Here is a 13,644-nt window from a genome sequence, read left to right on the forward strand (position 1 = left end):
GGGCGGGGGCGCCGGCCCGTGCGCGTCCTCAGGCGGCCAGGCACATCCCGTCGAACCGCGCGCCGGACGTCCCGCGGCCCGCTCCCGCGCCGGTGTGCCGGGAGGTGAGCCGGATCAGCTCGCCCTGCGCGCGGGCGAGCAGGTCGCCCAGGCCCAGTCCGAGGGCGCCCGCGGCGGCGGCCAGTACTTCGGAGGACGCCTCCTTGCGGCCGCGCTCCACCTCCGAGAGGTAGGGCATGGAGATCCGGGCGGCCTCGGCGACCTCCTTCAGCGTGCGCTCCTGCTCAAGGCGTTCACGCCGCAGGACGTCTCCGACCAGGTCGCGCCACAGGGGCTCGCGCGCGGTGGGCGGCCTTCGCTCCGGGGGGACCGGTGAGGCGGCGGGCCGCACCCCCGGGCGCGTGGCCCCCTGGCGCGTGGCCTGCGGGCGCGTGGCCTGCGGGCGCAGCGGAATGACGCGGGCTTCGTTCGGCACGTGGCTGGTCACCTCCTCAGCCTAGGGTTCCGGGCGCGTCCCGGAAGGGTGCGGCGTTCCGCCCTCAGGAGAATCCGCGGCGCTCGCACCAGCGGCCCGGATGCCGCGGATGCCGCGGGCCGTCGGCGGGACTAGGCTGGTGGGGAATGGGAGGCATGCGCCGTCGCGACCCGGGTACCCGCAAGCGCGAAAAGCCTAGGGAGAGCCGTGGCTTTCGTGGGAGAGGCAATGCAGACCGCCGTGGTCCGTCCGCAAGCGCAGGTTGTCGGGAAGACCGCCGGGAGCGGGACGGGTGAGGGATCACCGCGGGACGTCGTGGACCCCCGCAGCGTGGCACCGCGCGACGCGCGGCACCGCGCGACGCGCGGCAGTTGTCCCGCCAGTTCTTCCGGCGTCTGACGGAACTCGAAGAGGGCACGGCCGAGTACCAGTTCGCGCGCAACACGCTGATCGAGATGAACATGTCGCTCGTGCGGTTCGCCGCGGGCCGTTTCCGCGGTCGCGGGGACGACATGGAGGACATCGTCCAGACCGGCATGATCGGCCTGATCAAGGCCATCGACCGCTTCGAGTTGTCGCGCGAGGTCGAGTTCACGTCCTTCGCGCTGCCCTACATCGTCGGCGAGATCAAGCGCTTCTTCCGGGACACCACCTGGGCGGTGCACGTCCCGCGCCGGCTCCAGGAGCTGCGCGTGGAGCTGGCCAGGGCCCGCGAGGAGCTCTCCACCCGCCTGGACCGCGAGCCCACGGTCGCCGAACTCGCCACGCTGATGAACATCGGCGAGGACCAGGTGATCGAGGGCCAGATCGCTTCCAACGGCTACAACTCCTCCTCGCTGGACGCCGCGCTGACCGGTGACGGACCCGAGAACGGCGAGTCGGTGCTGGCCGACTTCATCGGTGTGGAGGAGGACGGGCTGCGGCTCGTCGAGGACTTCCACTCGCTGGCCCCGCTGATGGCCGAGCTGAGCGAGCGCGACCGGCAGATCATCCACCTGCGGTTCGTGGAGGAGGCCACCCAGGCGGAGATCGGCGAACGGCTCGGCTGCTCGCAGATGCACGTGTCCCGGCTGATCAAGCGGATCATCACCCGGCTGCGCGAGGGCATGCTGGGCGAACTCGGCTGCGCCTGAGCGCCCGCCGCGCGGTGACGACGGTGCCCGTCAGCCTTCGGTGAGGGGCACCACCGCGCGTACCCGCTTGCCGACCGGCACGCGTTCGACGACGACCGTCTCCACCAGGGCGTGCACGATCTCCAGGCCGTGCCGCCCGATGCGTTCGGGGTCGCGGGGGAAGCGCTCCGGGACCGCGCCGCTGCTGTCGTACACGGTCACCGCCACCGAGGCGCCCGTGCCCTCCAGCTCCAGGATGTACGGCCCCCTGCTGTGCCGGTCCGCGTTGGTGACCAGCTCGCTCACCACTAGGAGCACCGCCCCGTCGGCGCGGGGGCCGATCGTGGCGCACCACTCGGTCCTCAGCTGGTCGAGGAAGAGCGAGGCGAAGGAACGTGCCTGCGCTATGCATCCCGGCTCACCGGAGTAGTGTGCCGCCCGCCTCAGCGGTTCGACGGGTACGTCGAAACCAGTCGGTATCACTGCCCCGTCCAGGTACTCGGTCATGCGTTTCTCTCTCGGAAGCCGGACTGGCCGGACGCTGCTGCACCTGTCCTCGTACCCCGAGCCGCGGATAGCAGTCCACGTCTCTTCGCAGTGCGGGCATCGTCACAGTGGTCCGGGGAACCCGTGGTGTCGACAACGGTGTGCGATCGGGACGGGGGAAGGGTGTGCGATGGACGAACTGATGGCCGCGCGAAGCCTCACCACCCGGCCGGTGGTCACCCTCGGCGGCGATGCGGTCGCCCATGTCAAGGACACCGTATGCGACGCCGCCGCGGAGCGGATCACCGGTTTCACCCTGACCGGACGGGGCCTGCTGTCCGGCCCGCTCAAGGAGGGCCTGCCGTGGTCGGCCGTGTACGCGCTGGGCCATGACGCGGTGATGATCAGGGACCGGCGGGGCCTGGTGAACGCGGCGGCGATGACGGCCCACCAGCACAACCTCCGGGCCCGGTTGCGGGGAGCGAGGGTGCTGACCGAGGCGGGGACGGAGATCGGCACGGTGCTCGACGTCGTGGTGGAGGGCGGCACCTGCGGCCGGGTGGTCGGCTTCCGGGTGGCGGCGAGCCGGCGGTTCGTGCCGGGCCCCACCCGGCACCGGCGCCGGGTGTACGTGCCGCGCGGCCGGACGCTCACCGTCAGCGGCCGGGCCCTGGTGCTTCCCGACGGCGCGGTCCGGCATGTCGCGGACGACCTGCCCGGCTTCACCGCCCTGGTCGGCGGTGTCCCCGGCCGGTGGCAGGGGTCGCTGCCGTGATGCTCTTCACCGAGGTGTGCGGGCTGCCGGTGGTACCGCAGGAGGGCGCCGTGCCGCTCGGCACCGTGACGTCCCTGGACGTCGACGTCGTCTCCGGCTCCGTGAGCCATGTCCGGTGCCGCGGCGGCCGGTTCCGGAGGGAGACGGTGCTGCCCTGGGACGCCGTGCACACCGTCGGACCGGGCGCGGTGCGGGTACGGTCCGCCGCCCTCGAACCGGCGCCGCCCCACCACGACCACGATCTGCTGGGCCGCCGGATCCTCACCGAGACGGGGACCGAGCGGGGCACGGTGCTGGACGTCGCGTTCGACACCCTGAGCGCCCGGGTCCTCGCGCTCTTCACCACCCGCGGCGAGCTGCCGCCCGACCGTCTGCTGGGTCTCGGCGACTACGCCCTGGTCGTGCGGGCGGTCTGAACGGCTCTGTCGGCGGGCATGCCCGGCGAGGGCTGCTTAGCGTGGCAGCGTGAGTCCGCGAACCCCCGCAGTACCACCCGTACCACCCGTACCCCCCATGCCCCCCGGGCCTCCCGTACCCCCCGGGCCTCCCGGATCCGCCGGCCGGGCGGTCGCCCGGCACGGCTGGGCGCAGGCCCTGGGGACCGTGCTGGCCGGACTGGTCGCCATGGGGGGCGTGGCGGCGCTCGGGCTGTGGGCGGCCGGTGCCGCGGACCTGCCCGACCGCGCCTTTCCCCGGGTCGTCGTCGCGACGTTCGTCACCTCCGTGGGCGGTGCGGTGGAGCTGTCCGGCGACGCGGGTGAGCTGGCGGCCACCGACGCGGGTCTGACCGTGATGCCGCTGTCCGTCACCCTGACCGGTGCGCTGGTGATCGCCCGGGGCTTCCTGCGGCCGCTGCGCCACCGGGCCGTCGCCGGTGCCCGGGAACTTGCCGGCTGGGCGGGTCGGATCGCCGTCCTGTGGCTGCTCGCCCTCCTCGGGGCGGGGTTCGCGGCGCGGCAGACGTTCGAGGTCTCCCTCGGTGAGGGTCTGCTGAGTGACCTCGGCGACCTGTTCGGCGTGCGTCCGACCGTCGGTTTCACCACGGACGTGCCGCTGACCGTCCTCTTCGGACTGCTGTGGCTGGCGGGGGTGCTCGTCCTCGCCCTCCTGGTCTCGCACCGGGCGCCGCTGCCCGGGCGGCTGCTGCGGCTGCGGACGTCGGTGCGGCCGGCCGCGTACGCGATGGTCGCGCTGCTGCTGGCGTACGTGGTCGTCGGTGTCGTCGTCGCGCTGGTCGCCGCCGCGACGCGGGACCGTCCGGCGGACACCTTCGCCGTGCTGCTGCTCGGGCTGCCGAATCTGGCCTGGCCCGCGCTCACGATCGGCCTCGGGGCCACCTGGAACGGGCGGGTGGAGGGGCCGTTCGGGCTCCCGATGCCGCGGGTGCTCGACGAGGTGCTGCGCACGCCGGACGTCTCGACCGTGAACGTGGGGACGCTCGCCGAGCGCGACGGGCGGATGTGGTGGCTCCTGGTCGCCGCGGCCGTCCTGGTCCTGTCGGCCGGTGTCCTCATGGCGTCCCGCTGTCCGGCCCGGCTGCCCGCCTGGCTGCACGCCGTGCGCCTGGCCGTCGCCCTGGCGCTCACCGTCCTCATGATCGGCCTGGTCGGCCGGGTGTCCGCCCACTACGGGCTGTCGGTGCTCGGCATCGGCGACCTGGGCGGCGGGCTGGCCGGGCAGGTGTTCCTGCGGCCGCGTCTGTGGGGTGCGGTGGGTCTCGCGCTGCTGTGGGGGCTGGTCGCCGGGTTCCTGGGCGCGTTGCTCGCGCGGTGGGTGGGCGGGCGGTCCCGTCGGGTCCGGCTGTGACGCGTGCCGGTCCGGGACCGCGGTTCAGGCGACGGGGACGACCAGGGGCGGTGCGGCCCGCTGCATCCGCAGCGCGTCCACGGACTCGGCCATCAGTTCGTACTCGGTGGTCTCGTCACTGGTGGCGAGGCGTACCAGATTCCCCGCGGCGAGTTCGTCGGCGACCAGCTCCTGCTGTACGTCGTCGGCGCACCAGGCGCGCAGCCTGAGCGGCACGTCGGGCGCGTCGTCGGCGACGGGAGTCAGGGCGCCGCGCGGTAAGTGGGGGGTGTCGGGCTGCGGATCCAGCCGCTCGGCGATCCACATCGCCCGGTCGCGCAGCCACCACAGGGCCAGCGCGAGGGTGGGGGCCCGGTAGGTGCCCAGGGGGACGCCGATGCGCCGGCCGTCACAGACGCCGTAGGCGGTGACGTGGCACAGGAACTCGTCGTGCACTGCTACCCTCCCCCGTCACTCAGCCCGCCTGCCGGTCCGGCATGACGTCCGTGCGGCTCGTGTGCTGTGCGTGAGGGCACTGTCGCATGGTGTGAAAGGCCCTAGTGGTGAGTATGTTCACTACTGAACCACTGTCACCATGAATTTCCGGCCAGTCTCCTGGCATATTCGCGGCGCCGGTTGGCCGAAATGCCGCGCCGCCGCCGTGCGCGTGCCAAGACCCCGGGGGCAATCGACGGTGCCGGCGGGTGCGGGCAGGGTGGTCGTACCGGGTCACCGGGACCGGGACCCGGCTCCTGACCAGCACGCCCACCTCATTGGAGGCTGATCGCCATGTCCGCACCCACCCGCCGTTACGAGGACGCCGTCGCCCGCTGCTTCGAGGCCTGGAACGCGGGTCCGGACGCGGTGGCCAAGGCGGTCGCCGCGGCCCGGACGGAGGACGGCGGCTACACCGACCCCCTGGCCGACGTGCGCGACAGGACGGCCCGAGCAGACACGGGCGATCAGCAGTCGCCTGCCGTGAAGGGTCAGGCGGGCATTACGGTGGGACACGAAGGCCTCCGTGCGGTGAAGATTCGACACCTCCACCACACACGGAGGCCTTCGCCACGATCAAGCCCGCCCAGCGCTGACAACGCTCGTGATCAATACACCTAGCCCTGGACGACCTTGTCGATGCGGGCCAGTTCGCCGGCGTCGAAATCCAGGTTCCCGATGGCCGCGACGCTGTCCTCCAGCTGCCGCGGGCTGCTCGCGCCGACCAGCGCCGAGGTCACCCTGCCCTGCCGCAGCACCCAGGCCAGCGCCGTCTGGGCCAGCGACTGGCCGCGGGATGCGGCGATCTCGTTCAGGGCGCGCAGCTTGCCGACGAGTTCCTCGGTGACCGCGTCGGAGTTCAGGAAGGGGCTGTCGCTCGCGGCCCGCGAGTCCTCCGGGATGCCGTTCAGGTAGCGGCCGGTCAGCAGGCCCTGCTCCAGCGGGGAGTAGGCGATGGAGCCGGCTTCCAGCTCGTCGAGGGCGTCCAGCAGGCCGCTGGTCTCGGGGCGCCGGTCGAGCATGGAGTAGCGCGGCTGGTGGATCAGCAGCGGGGTGCCCAGTTCGGCGAGGATGCGGGCGGCCTCGCGGGTCTGCTCCGGCGAGTAGTTGGAGACGCCGACGTAGAGCGCCTTGCCCTGCTGCACCGCCGTGTGCAGGGCGCCCATCGTCTCCTCCAGCGGAGTGTCCGGGTCGGGGCGGTGCGAGTAGAAGATGTCGACGTACTCCAGGCCCGTCCGGGACAGGCTCTGGTCCAGGGACGACAGCAAGGACTTGCGCGAGCCCCACTCGCCGTACGGTCCGGGCCACATCAGATAGCCGGCCTTGGTGGAGATCACCAGCTCGTCGCGGTACGGCGCGAAGTCGGCCTTGAGGGCCTCCCCGAGCGCGGACTCGGCGGAGCCGGGCGGCGGGCCGTAGTTGTTGGCGAGGTCGAAGTGGGTGACGCCGAGGTCGAAGGCGCGGCGCAGGATGGCGCGCTGGGTCTCGACGGGGCGGTCCGGGCCGAAGTTGTGCCACAGGCCGAGCGAGAGCGCGGGGAGCTTCAGGCCGCTGCGTCCGGTGCGCCGGTAGGGCATCTCCGCGTAGCGGTCGGGGTGTGCGGTGTACAACGCGACTCCAGAGGGGTTGGCCGGTTGGCCCCCGAGGTACGGGGCTTGGGTGGGAACCGTCCTCCACTCTCGCCTGACCTGCGGGCAGTGGTCCAACAGAAGAATCCGATGGGATTGCGCGGTTAGGCTTCTGAGTCATGGAACTGCGTCATCTCCAGCATTTCGTGGCGGTCGCCGAGGACCAGCACTTCACCCGCGCGGCGGAACGGCTGCTGGTGTCCCAGTCCGGGCTTTCGGCGTCGATCCGGGCGCTGGAGCGGGAGCTGCGGGCACCGCTGTTCGTGCGCACCACCCGCCGGGTGACGCTGACGGAGGCCGGGCGGGCGCTGCTGGAGGAGGCCCGGCGGATCCTCGCCCAGGTGCGCTCGGCGCACGAGGCGGTCGCCGCGGTGCAGGGGGTGCTGCGCGGGACGCTGTCGCTGGGCGCCGAGCAGTGCATCGCCGGGGTGCCGGTGGCCCGGCTGCTGGCCGCGTTCCGGCGCGGCCACCCGGACGTGGAGATCCGGCTGCGCCAGGCGGGCTCCGGGGAGCTGGCCGAGGAGGTCGCGGCGGGGCGGCTCGACCTGGCCTTCGCGTACCGCACCCAGGCGGACACGGACCAGTTGCGCTCGGTCTCACTGGCGGGCGAGCCGATGACGGTGCTGTGCCATCCGGACCACCGGCTCGCGGCGGACGGCGCGGTGCTCACCCCGCGCGACCTGGCCGACGAGGTGTTCGTCGACTTCCACCCGGACTGGGGTCCGCGCCGCGTGACCGACGCCGTCTTCGCCGCGGCGGGCGTGCGGCGGACCGTGCCGCTGGAGGTGAACGACGTGCACGGGCTGCTCGACCTGATCGACGAGAACCTCGGCATCGCGGTCGTGCCGCGGCACTTTCGCCACAAGCGGGCCGCCCTCACCTCACTGCCGCTCAAGGACGCAGACGGCACGGAGTACGAGACCATCGCGCTGCTCCCGTCCGCGCGGGCGGCCAGCCCGGCGGCGCGGGCGCTGATGGGGTTGCTGGAGGCGGGAAGCGCGTGAACGGGGGGCGCGGGCGGGCGGACTGCGCGATGGTGGACGCATGCATGCGAAGGACATCCTCATCGAGGGCCACGGCCGCATCCAGGAAGAAGTCCACGCCGCCGTCGAGGGCCTGGACCCCGACGGCCTGAACGCCCGCCCCGCCGCCGGTGCCAACTCCGTCGCCTGGCTGGTCTGGCATCTCACCCGCGTCCAGGACGACCACGTCGCCGACGCCTTCGGGCTCGACCAGGTGTGGCTCACCGGGGAGTGGGAGAAACGCTTCGGCCTGGGCCTGCCCCGCCGCGACACCGGGTACGGCCACAGCTCCGCCGAGGTCGCGAAGGTGCGGGTCGACTCGGGCGAGCTGCTGACCGGCTACTACGACGCCGTGCACGAGCAGACGCTCACGGCCCTGCGCTCCCTGACCGCGAAGGAGCTGGAGCGGGTCGTCGACGACAACTGGGACCCACCGGTCACGCTTGCCGTGCGCCTGGTCAGCGTCCTGTCCGACGATCTCCAGCACGTCGGACAGGCCGCCTATGTGCGCGGGCTCGTTCAGAGCGCGGACGCGTAGCCCGGCAGGACCACGTCCCGGATCAGGGCGTTGCGCTCGTCGAAGGGGAGGAAGGCGCTCTTGAGGGCGTTCACGGTGACCGTGCGCAGGTCCTCGGCGTCCCAGCCCGCCTGCTCGACCAGCAGGGACATCTCGCGCGTCATCGTCGTGCCCGACACCAGGCGGTTGTCGGTGTTGAGGGTGACGCGGAAGCCGAGGTCCTTGAGCGCGGTGATCGGGTGCTCGGCGATCGAGGTCGCGGCGCCGGTCTGGAGGTTGGAGGTCGGGCACATCTCCAGGGCGATGCGCCGGTCGCGCACCCAGGCGGCGAGCCGGCCGAGCTTGCCCGCCGCCAGGTCGGGGATGTCGTCGGTGATGCGCACGCCGTGGCCGATGCGCTGGGCGCCGCACACCTGGAGGGCCTGGTGGATGCTGGGCAGTCCGTGCGCCTCCCCGGCGTGGACGGTGAAGGGCACGTTCTCGCGGCGCAGGTGCTCGAAGGCGTCGAGGTGGTCGGCGGGCGGGAAGCCGTCCTCGGCCCCGGCGATGTCGAAGCCGACGACCCCCGCGTCCCGGAAGGCGACGGCGAGGTCGGCGGCCTCGCGGACCCGGTCGAACATCCGCATGCCGCAGAGCAGGGTGCCGACCCGGACGGGCGTCCCGGCGGCGGCCGCCCTGGCCATGCCGGCGGCGAGACCGTCCTGGACGGTCTCCACGACCTCCCCCATCGACAGCCCGCCCCTGGTGTTCAGCTCGGGGGCGTAGCGGACCTCGCCGTAGACGACACCGTCGGCGGCGAGGTCGAGGACGTACTCCTCGGCGGTGCGCAGCAGTCCCTCGCGGTTCTGCATCACGGCGAGGGTGTGCTCGAAGGTGGCGATGTAGCGCACCAGGTCACCGGAGTTGGCGGCCTCGTAGTACCAGGCGGCCAGCTCGTCGGGGTCGGTGGTGGGCAGGGTGTGGCCGACGCTCTCCGCCAGGTCGACGACGGTGGCGGGACGCAGGCCGCCGTCGAGGTGGTCGTGCAGGACCGCCTTGGGGAGGCGGCGGAGGGTCTCAGTGTCTATGCGCGTAGATGACATGTGCGGGGATTCCTCGACGGTTCTGGGGGGGGGACGGTCAGGGGGCGACAGGCTGGAGCAGGTCCCAGCGGTTGCCGTACAGGTCCTGGAAGACGGCGACCGAACCGTAGGGCTCGTGCCGGGGCTCCTCCAGGAAGGTCACGCCCGCCGCGGTCATGCGGGCGTGGTCGCGGGCGAAGTCGTCGGTGTGCAGGAAGAACCCGACGCGCCCGCCCGTCTGGTCGCCGACCCGGGCCCGCTGGGCCTCGCCCTTGGCGCGGGCCAGCAGCAGAGCGGTGCCCGCGTCCGGGCCGCCGGGCTCGACCACGACCCAGCGGGAGCCGTCGGGCCGGGGCGTGTCCTCGGCCAGGCGGAAGCCGAGGGCCTCGGTGTAGAAGCGGATCGCCTCGTCGTAGTCGTCGACGACGAGGGCGACCAGGGCGATGCGTGTCATCGGCACCTTCCGGGACGGGCGATTGACGGGAGAGGTTATACGTAAAACTCCCCGGACGCCAAGTCCCTGCCCGCGGGACCGGGGCCGGTGCGGCGGAGGTCAGCCCGTACGCGCTCCGTCGAGCCGCGCCAGGTCCGCGTCGGTGAGGCGCAGGGCGCCCGCGGCGACGTTCTCGGCGAGGTGTTCCGGGTCGCCGGTGCCGGGGATGGCCAGCACGTGCGTGCCCTGGTGCAGGGTCCAGGCGATCCTGACCTGCGCGGGGCTCGCCCCGTGCGCCCGGGCCACCGCGCGCACCTCCTCCTCGTGGGCGGTGCCGGCACCCCGCGGCCCGGCCTCGCCCGCGATGGCGTAGAACGGCACGAAGGCGATGCCCTGGGCGCGGCACTGGGCGAGGAGCGCGTCGGTGGCGGGGTCGTGGAAGCCGAGACCGTACCGGTTCTGGACGCTCACCACCGGGGCGATGGCCTGCGCCTCGGCGAGGTGCCGGGGCTCCACGTCGGAGAGGGCGAGGTGGCGGATCAGTCCCGCCTCGCGCAGTTCGGCCAGGGCGCCGAAGTGCTCGGCGACCGAGTCCTGGCGCATGCGGCGCAGGTAGACGACGTCGAGGTGGTCGCGGCCGAGCTGGCGCAGGTTCTCCTCGACGTGGGCGCGCAGGTCCTCGGGGCGGGCGGAGGTGGCCCACTCCCCCGACCATTCGCGGTAGGGCCCGACCTTGGTGGCGACGACCAGGTCGTCCGGGTAGGGCGCGAGCGCGCTGTTGATCAGTTCGTTGGCGGAGCGCAGGGAGGAGAAGTAGAAGGCGGCGGTGTCGATGTGGTTGACGCCGAGTTCGACGGCCCGGCGCAGTACGGCGAGGGAGCGTGCGCGGTCGCTCGGGGTGCCGAGGTGGAAGGCGGCGCTGCCCGTCAGCCGCATCGCGCCGAAGCCGACGCGGCGGACGGGCAGGTCGCCGAGGTGCCAGGTGCCGGAGGACTCCGCGGTGATCGTTTCCGAGGTCATCGGCGGAGTTTCGCACACCCGGGCGGCGTCAGCAGTACAGGTTGCCGCCCGGGGAGACGCCGAGGATCTGGCTGAACTGCTGGTACTTGGTGACCCGGCTCTGGACCTGCGCGGGGTTCTTGCCGTCGCACTCCAGCGAGCCGTTGATGGAGCGGATGGTCTGGCCGAAGCCGGCGCCGTTGACCATCGCGTTGTGCGCGGTCATGGTGCCGGGCCCGGACTGGGTGTTCCAGTACCACAGGCCGGTCTTCCAGGCCACGGCCGCGTCGTTCTGCACCAGCCAGGGGTTGCCCAGCAGGTCGATGCCGAGCGCGTCGCCCGCGGCCTTGTAGTTGAAGTTCCAGCTGAGCTGGATCGGTCCGCGCCCGTAGTAGGCGGCCTGGCCCGCCGGGCAGCCGTAGGGCTGGTTCCAGTCGCAGTAGTGCGGGTAGTTGGCGGTGTTCTGCTCGACGATGTGCACCAGTCCGCCGGTCTCGTGGCTGACGTTGGCGAGGAAGGCCGCGGCCTCCTGCTTCTTGGTGGTGTCGCTGCCGGTGTTGGCGAAGCCGGGGTAGGCGCTGAGCGCGGCGGTCAGGCCGCTGTAGGTGTAGAAGGAGTTCCGGCCCGGGAACATCTGGTTGAACTGGGCCTCGCTGACCACGAAGTTGCCGACCGGCGTCTGCGAACCGCCGTCACAGGCGTACGGGTTCCAGTACCAGGTGCTGATGAGCGGGTCGTAGCCCGGGTTGGCGTGCTCGGCGATGTAGGCCTTGCCGTCGGTGTAGCGGACGATGTCGCCGGTGTCGTAGTTCGCGTCGGCCGACCAGGCGGGATAGCTCGAACACGAGGCGGCGGACGCCTCGCCTGCGGGCATGAGCAACGGCACTGCGCCGGCGAGGGCGAGAGCGGTGATCACGGCGGATATACGGCGCCTCGACACAGGTCTGTCTCCTTCTGCGGAGCACGGCCGCTCCCGTACAGGGGCAGAGTGGGGCGCGGAACCTGTGCGCACGTGCCGGTCGGACCGGCCACGGCGTGGGGGCGGCCGTGGAGGGGGGTGTGGAGGCACACTCAACCGCTTTGGTCTGTACCAGTCAAGGGTGTAGACCAGTTCAACTTCCCCGGTTCGGCCGGAGGTTGTGTCGGACCCGTCGGCGCCGGCGCGCCGGGTACCGCGCCGTCAGCTCGCCGCGGCCAGCGCGGGGGCGGCCGGCCGGGGGGCGGTCGGCCGGGGGGCGGCCGGACGGCCGACCAGGGCGGCCGAGAACTGGTCGACCACCTGGGCGAGGGCCTCCGCGGCACCCGGCGCGACGGTGACCGTGCCGTCCTCGTGCGTCGTGATGTCGCGGTCCAGGGTGAACCAGCCCTGCACGACGTGTGCCGCGCCCATGGAGTTCAGCACCGGACGCAACGCGTAGTCGATCGCCAGGACATGGGCGGTCGACCCCCCGGTGGCGAGCGGCAGCACCGTCTTGCCGGTGAGCGCGTACTGCGGGAGGAGGTCGAGCAGGGCCTTCAGGACACCGGAGTACGACGCCTTGTAGACGGGCGTGCCGACGACGACGCCGTCGGCACGGGCGAACAGTCCGGCGGCCTCGGTGATCGCGGGGTGCCCGAGGTCCGCGCCGAGCAGCGCCTGTGCGGGGAGGGCGCGGACGTCGAGCGGGACCACCTCGTGGCCCTGGGCGGTCAGCCGGTCGTCGAGGTGGCGCAGCAGCCGGTTGGTGCGCGAGGAGGCGGAGGGACTGCCGGAGACGGACAGGACGGTGGCCATGGGTTCTCTTTTCGGGACGGCGGACGCGGCGGGACGCCCGGCAACGGGTGGGCGTGGCGGCCGGGTCGGGGCGGGCGCGGAGCGGCAGGTTCGGGCGGCGTGGAGCGGCACGCACAGGGCGGCGCCGGTCACGTGCGGCGGCGCGCGGACGATGCGGGGCGCGCGGGACGTTCGGGGCGTGCGGGGCGTGCGGGCGATTCAGCGAATCGGCAGATCGGCGGGATCGGCAGATCGGCGGGATCAGGCCGCGGTGCGACAGGAGGCGCTGGAGACGCGCGCGAGGTCGACGTGGCGTCGCCGCGTGAGATCCGGTCGCGTTGTCATGCCTTTGATCGTGGCAGCCGCCGCCGAGAACGGTCAAGGAGGATCCGCCCGGTCTCACCGTCCGGCCCCGGATTTCACATGGGTGTGACACTGCGGACCGGCAGTTCCCGGGCCATGCGCGGCGCTCGCAGCAACGGGAGATCGCTGCCCTCTCACCACTACACATAAGGGCGAAATAAGAGCAGAATGCACTTATGCGGCGCTACCGCACACCGCATCCGAAGCGGTCGGCCCTGCAAGTCAAAGGAGACGACTCATGGCCAACGTCTCGCACCCCCGAGGTGACATCACCAGCCACCCGGACGCCCCGGAAATGCAGGCGCGCTACGCGCGCGTGCTCGGTGGCCGCGACGTGGCACTCGTGGACGGGCCGGTGTTCCTGCTCGGCCTCTACTGTGCCGTGTCCCCGTGGATACTCCACTTCACCACCAGCCAGCCCTCCCTGGTGGCCCACAACCTGATCGTGGGCATCGCCATCGGCCTGCTGGCCCTCGGGTTCACCCGCGCCCCGGAGCGCATGTACGGCCTCAGCTGGGCCATGTGCGCGATCGGAGTCTGGATGATCATCTCGCCCTGGATCGTGGGCTCGAGTCCGGACGCCGGTGTCATCTGGAACAACATCGTCATCGGCGCCCTCGCCCTGCTTCTGGGCATGGTCTGCGCCGGTACGGCGGCGCGGAGCGCTCCACGCAGGCCCTAGCCGCACCGGAAGGAAATGGCACGGGCGAAGGGCCGGTCCCGCACCCGCGGGACCGGCC

Annotated in this window: 16 protein-coding genes and 3 pseudogenes; 8 read left to right on the forward strand and 11 right to left on the reverse strand. The window is 72.5% G+C overall.

Going from position 1 to position 13,644, the window contains the following annotated elements; genetic code table 11:
* Positions 1-28: 28 nt before the first annotated feature.
* Positions 29-487 (reverse strand): helix-turn-helix domain-containing protein, encoded by a 459-nt coding sequence (locus ACFV9J_RS40230; RefSeq protein WP_385363162.1) that lies wholly within the window; start codon positions 485-487, stop codon positions 29-31.
* A gap of 216 nt (positions 488-703) precedes the next feature.
* Here ACFV9J_RS40230 and ACFV9J_RS40235 point away from each other — a divergent pair.
* Positions 704-1,608: pseudogene (locus ACFV9J_RS40235) on the forward strand (RNA polymerase sigma factor SigF).
* 30 nt (positions 1,609-1,638) lie between these two features.
* On the opposite strand, the gene ACFV9J_RS40240 reads toward ACFV9J_RS40235, so the two are convergent.
* On the reverse strand, positions 1,639-2,094 hold the full coding sequence (locus tag ACFV9J_RS40240; protein ID WP_385363164.1) for an ATP-binding protein: 456 nt from the start codon (positions 2,092-2,094) through the stop codon (positions 1,639-1,641).
* Positions 2,095-2,263: 169 nt separating this feature from the next.
* Between ACFV9J_RS40240 and ACFV9J_RS40245 the strand changes: the two genes are divergently transcribed.
* The 3 genes from ACFV9J_RS40245 to ACFV9J_RS40255 all read left to right on the forward strand — a co-directional run bounded on the left by ACFV9J_RS40245 (position 2,264) and on the right by ACFV9J_RS40255 (position 4,654).
* Complete coding sequence (locus tag ACFV9J_RS40245) at positions 2,264-2,848, forward strand: PRC-barrel domain-containing protein (protein WP_385363166.1); 585 nt, start codon at positions 2,264-2,266, stop codon at positions 2,846-2,848.
* Complete coding sequence (locus ACFV9J_RS40250) at positions 2,845-3,264, forward strand: PRC-barrel domain-containing protein (RefSeq protein ID WP_385363168.1); 420 nt, start codon at positions 2,845-2,847, stop codon at positions 3,262-3,264. The genes ACFV9J_RS40245 and ACFV9J_RS40250 overlap by 4 nt, the downstream gene beginning before the upstream one ends.
* A 97-nt stretch (positions 3,265-3,361) precedes the next feature.
* Positions 3,362-4,654: a streptophobe family protein gene (locus tag ACFV9J_RS40255; protein ID WP_385363170.1), complete on the forward strand. Its 1,293-nt coding sequence runs from the start codon at positions 3,362-3,364 to the stop codon at positions 4,652-4,654.
* Between the two features lie 24 nt (positions 4,655-4,678).
* On the opposite strand, the gene ACFV9J_RS40260 is transcribed toward ACFV9J_RS40255, so the two are convergent.
* Positions 4,679-5,089: a hypothetical protein gene (locus tag ACFV9J_RS40260; protein WP_003971870.1), complete on the reverse strand. Its 411-nt coding sequence runs from the start codon at positions 5,087-5,089 to the stop codon at positions 4,679-4,681.
* A 333-nt stretch (positions 5,090-5,422) separates the two neighbouring features.
* Here ACFV9J_RS40260 and ACFV9J_RS40265 point away from each other — a divergent pair.
* Positions 5,423-5,566, forward strand: a pseudogene (locus tag ACFV9J_RS40265) (nuclear transport factor 2 family protein); the annotation flags it as partial.
* On the opposite strand, the pseudogene ACFV9J_RS40270 reads toward ACFV9J_RS40265, so the two are convergent.
* Both ACFV9J_RS40270 and mgrA read right to left on the reverse strand, forming a co-directional pair.
* Positions 5,537-5,644: pseudogene (locus ACFV9J_RS40270) on the reverse strand (IS481 family transposase); the annotation flags it as partial. The pseudogenes ACFV9J_RS40265 and ACFV9J_RS40270 sit on opposite strands and share 30 nt — an antisense overlap.
* A 101-nt stretch (positions 5,645-5,745) precedes the next feature.
* Positions 5,746-6,738 carry an L-glyceraldehyde 3-phosphate reductase gene (gene mgrA / locus ACFV9J_RS40275; protein WP_385363172.1) on the reverse strand — a complete coding sequence of 331 codons (993 nt, stop codon included), beginning with the start codon at positions 6,736-6,738 and terminating at the stop codon, positions 5,746-5,748.
* Positions 6,739-6,875: 137 nt separating this feature from the next.
* Here mgrA and ACFV9J_RS40280 point away from each other — a divergent pair, with 137 nt between their 5' ends.
* Together ACFV9J_RS40280 and ACFV9J_RS40285 are read left to right on the forward strand one after the other, a co-directional pair.
* The gene (locus tag ACFV9J_RS40280; RefSeq protein WP_385363174.1) at positions 6,876-7,760 is read left to right on the forward strand and encodes a LysR family transcriptional regulator; all 885 of its coding nucleotides are present in this window, start codon (positions 6,876-6,878) and stop codon (positions 7,758-7,760) included.
* 40 nt (positions 7,761-7,800) lie between these two features.
* Entirely contained in the window at positions 7,801-8,316 is a 516-nt protein-coding gene (locus ACFV9J_RS40285) for a DinB family protein (protein WP_385363176.1), read from the forward strand.
* Here ACFV9J_RS40285 and ACFV9J_RS40290 read toward each other — a convergent pair.
* The 6 genes from ACFV9J_RS40290 to ACFV9J_RS40315 form a co-directional block, all read right to left on the reverse strand.
* Positions 8,298-9,377 carry an adenosine deaminase gene (locus ACFV9J_RS40290; protein WP_385363178.1) on the reverse strand — a complete coding sequence of 360 codons (1,080 nt, stop codon included), beginning with the start codon at positions 9,375-9,377 and terminating at the stop codon, positions 8,298-8,300. The genes ACFV9J_RS40285 and ACFV9J_RS40290 overlap by 19 nt on opposite strands.
* A gap of 37 nt (positions 9,378-9,414) precedes the next feature.
* Positions 9,415-9,810, reverse strand: coding sequence for a VOC family protein (locus ACFV9J_RS40295; protein WP_011031553.1), 396 nt, complete (start codon positions 9,808-9,810; stop codon positions 9,415-9,417).
* 99 nt (positions 9,811-9,909) lie between these two features.
* The gene (locus ACFV9J_RS40300; protein ID WP_385363180.1) at positions 9,910-10,809 is read right to left on the reverse strand and encodes an aldo/keto reductase; all 900 of its coding nucleotides are present in this window, start codon (positions 10,807-10,809) and stop codon (positions 9,910-9,912) included.
* A 28-nt stretch (positions 10,810-10,837) separates the two neighbouring features.
* Positions 10,838-11,728, reverse strand: coding sequence for a glycoside hydrolase family 19 protein (locus ACFV9J_RS40305; RefSeq protein ID WP_385363182.1), 891 nt, complete (start codon positions 11,726-11,728; stop codon positions 10,838-10,840).
* Between the two features lie 240 nt (positions 11,729-11,968).
* Positions 11,969-12,562 (reverse strand): NADPH-dependent FMN reductase, encoded by a 594-nt coding sequence (gene ssuE, locus ACFV9J_RS40310; RefSeq protein WP_385363184.1) that lies wholly within the window; start codon positions 12,560-12,562, stop codon positions 11,969-11,971.
* Between the two features lie 240 nt (positions 12,563-12,802).
* Positions 12,803-12,886, reverse strand: coding sequence for a putative leader peptide (locus tag ACFV9J_RS40315; protein WP_350891961.1), 84 nt, complete (start codon positions 12,884-12,886; stop codon positions 12,803-12,805).
* Positions 12,887-13,142: 256 nt separating this feature from the next.
* On the opposite strand from ACFV9J_RS40315, the gene ACFV9J_RS40320 reads away from it, so the two are divergent.
* The gene (locus ACFV9J_RS40320; RefSeq protein ID WP_385363186.1) at positions 13,143-13,586 is read left to right on the forward strand and encodes an SPW repeat protein; all 444 of its coding nucleotides are present in this window, start codon (positions 13,143-13,145) and stop codon (positions 13,584-13,586) included.
* The last annotated feature ends 58 nt before the right edge of the window (positions 13,587-13,644 follow it).

Source organism: Streptomyces sp. NPDC059906, assembly GCF_042730645.1.
Taxonomy (GTDB): Bacteria; Actinomycetota; Actinomycetes; order Streptomycetales; family Streptomycetaceae; genus Streptomyces; species Streptomyces rubrogriseus.

Excerpts from the sequence above, each read along its gene's own strand:
- ACFV9J_RS40285 (WP_385363176.1), top strand. The coding sequence starts at position 7,801 with ATGCATGCGAAGGACATCCTCATCGAGGGCCACGGCCGCATCCAGGAA.
- ACFV9J_RS40290 (WP_385363178.1), bottom strand. The coding sequence starts at position 9,377 with ATGTCATCTACGCGCATAGACACTGAGACCCTCCGCCGCCTCCCCAAG.
- ACFV9J_RS40245 (WP_385363166.1), top strand. The coding sequence starts at position 2,264 with ATGGACGAACTGATGGCCGCGCGAAGCCTCACCACCCGGCCGGTGGTC.
- ACFV9J_RS40255 (WP_385363170.1), top strand. The coding sequence starts at position 3,362 with ATGCCCCCCGGGCCTCCCGTACCCCCCGGGCCTCCCGGATCCGCCGGC.
- ACFV9J_RS40280 (WP_385363174.1), top strand. The coding sequence starts at position 6,876 with ATGGAACTGCGTCATCTCCAGCATTTCGTGGCGGTCGCCGAGGACCAG.
- ACFV9J_RS40315 (WP_350891961.1), bottom strand. The coding sequence starts at position 12,886 with ATGACAACGCGACCGGATCTCACGCGGCGACGCCACGTCGACCTCGCG.
- ACFV9J_RS40240 (WP_385363164.1), bottom strand. The coding sequence starts at position 2,094 with ATGACCGAGTACCTGGACGGGGCAGTGATACCGACTGGTTTCGACGTA.
- ssuE (WP_385363184.1), bottom strand. The coding sequence starts at position 12,562 with ATGGCCACCGTCCTGTCCGTCTCCGGCAGTCCCTCCGCCTCCTCGCGC.
- ACFV9J_RS40300 (WP_385363180.1), bottom strand. The coding sequence starts at position 10,809 with ATGACCTCGGAAACGATCACCGCGGAGTCCTCCGGCACCTGGCACCTC.
- ACFV9J_RS40295 (WP_011031553.1), bottom strand. The coding sequence starts at position 9,810 with ATGACACGCATCGCCCTGGTCGCCCTCGTCGTCGACGACTACGACGAG.
- ACFV9J_RS40320 (WP_385363186.1), top strand. The coding sequence starts at position 13,143 with ATGGCCAACGTCTCGCACCCCCGAGGTGACATCACCAGCCACCCGGAC.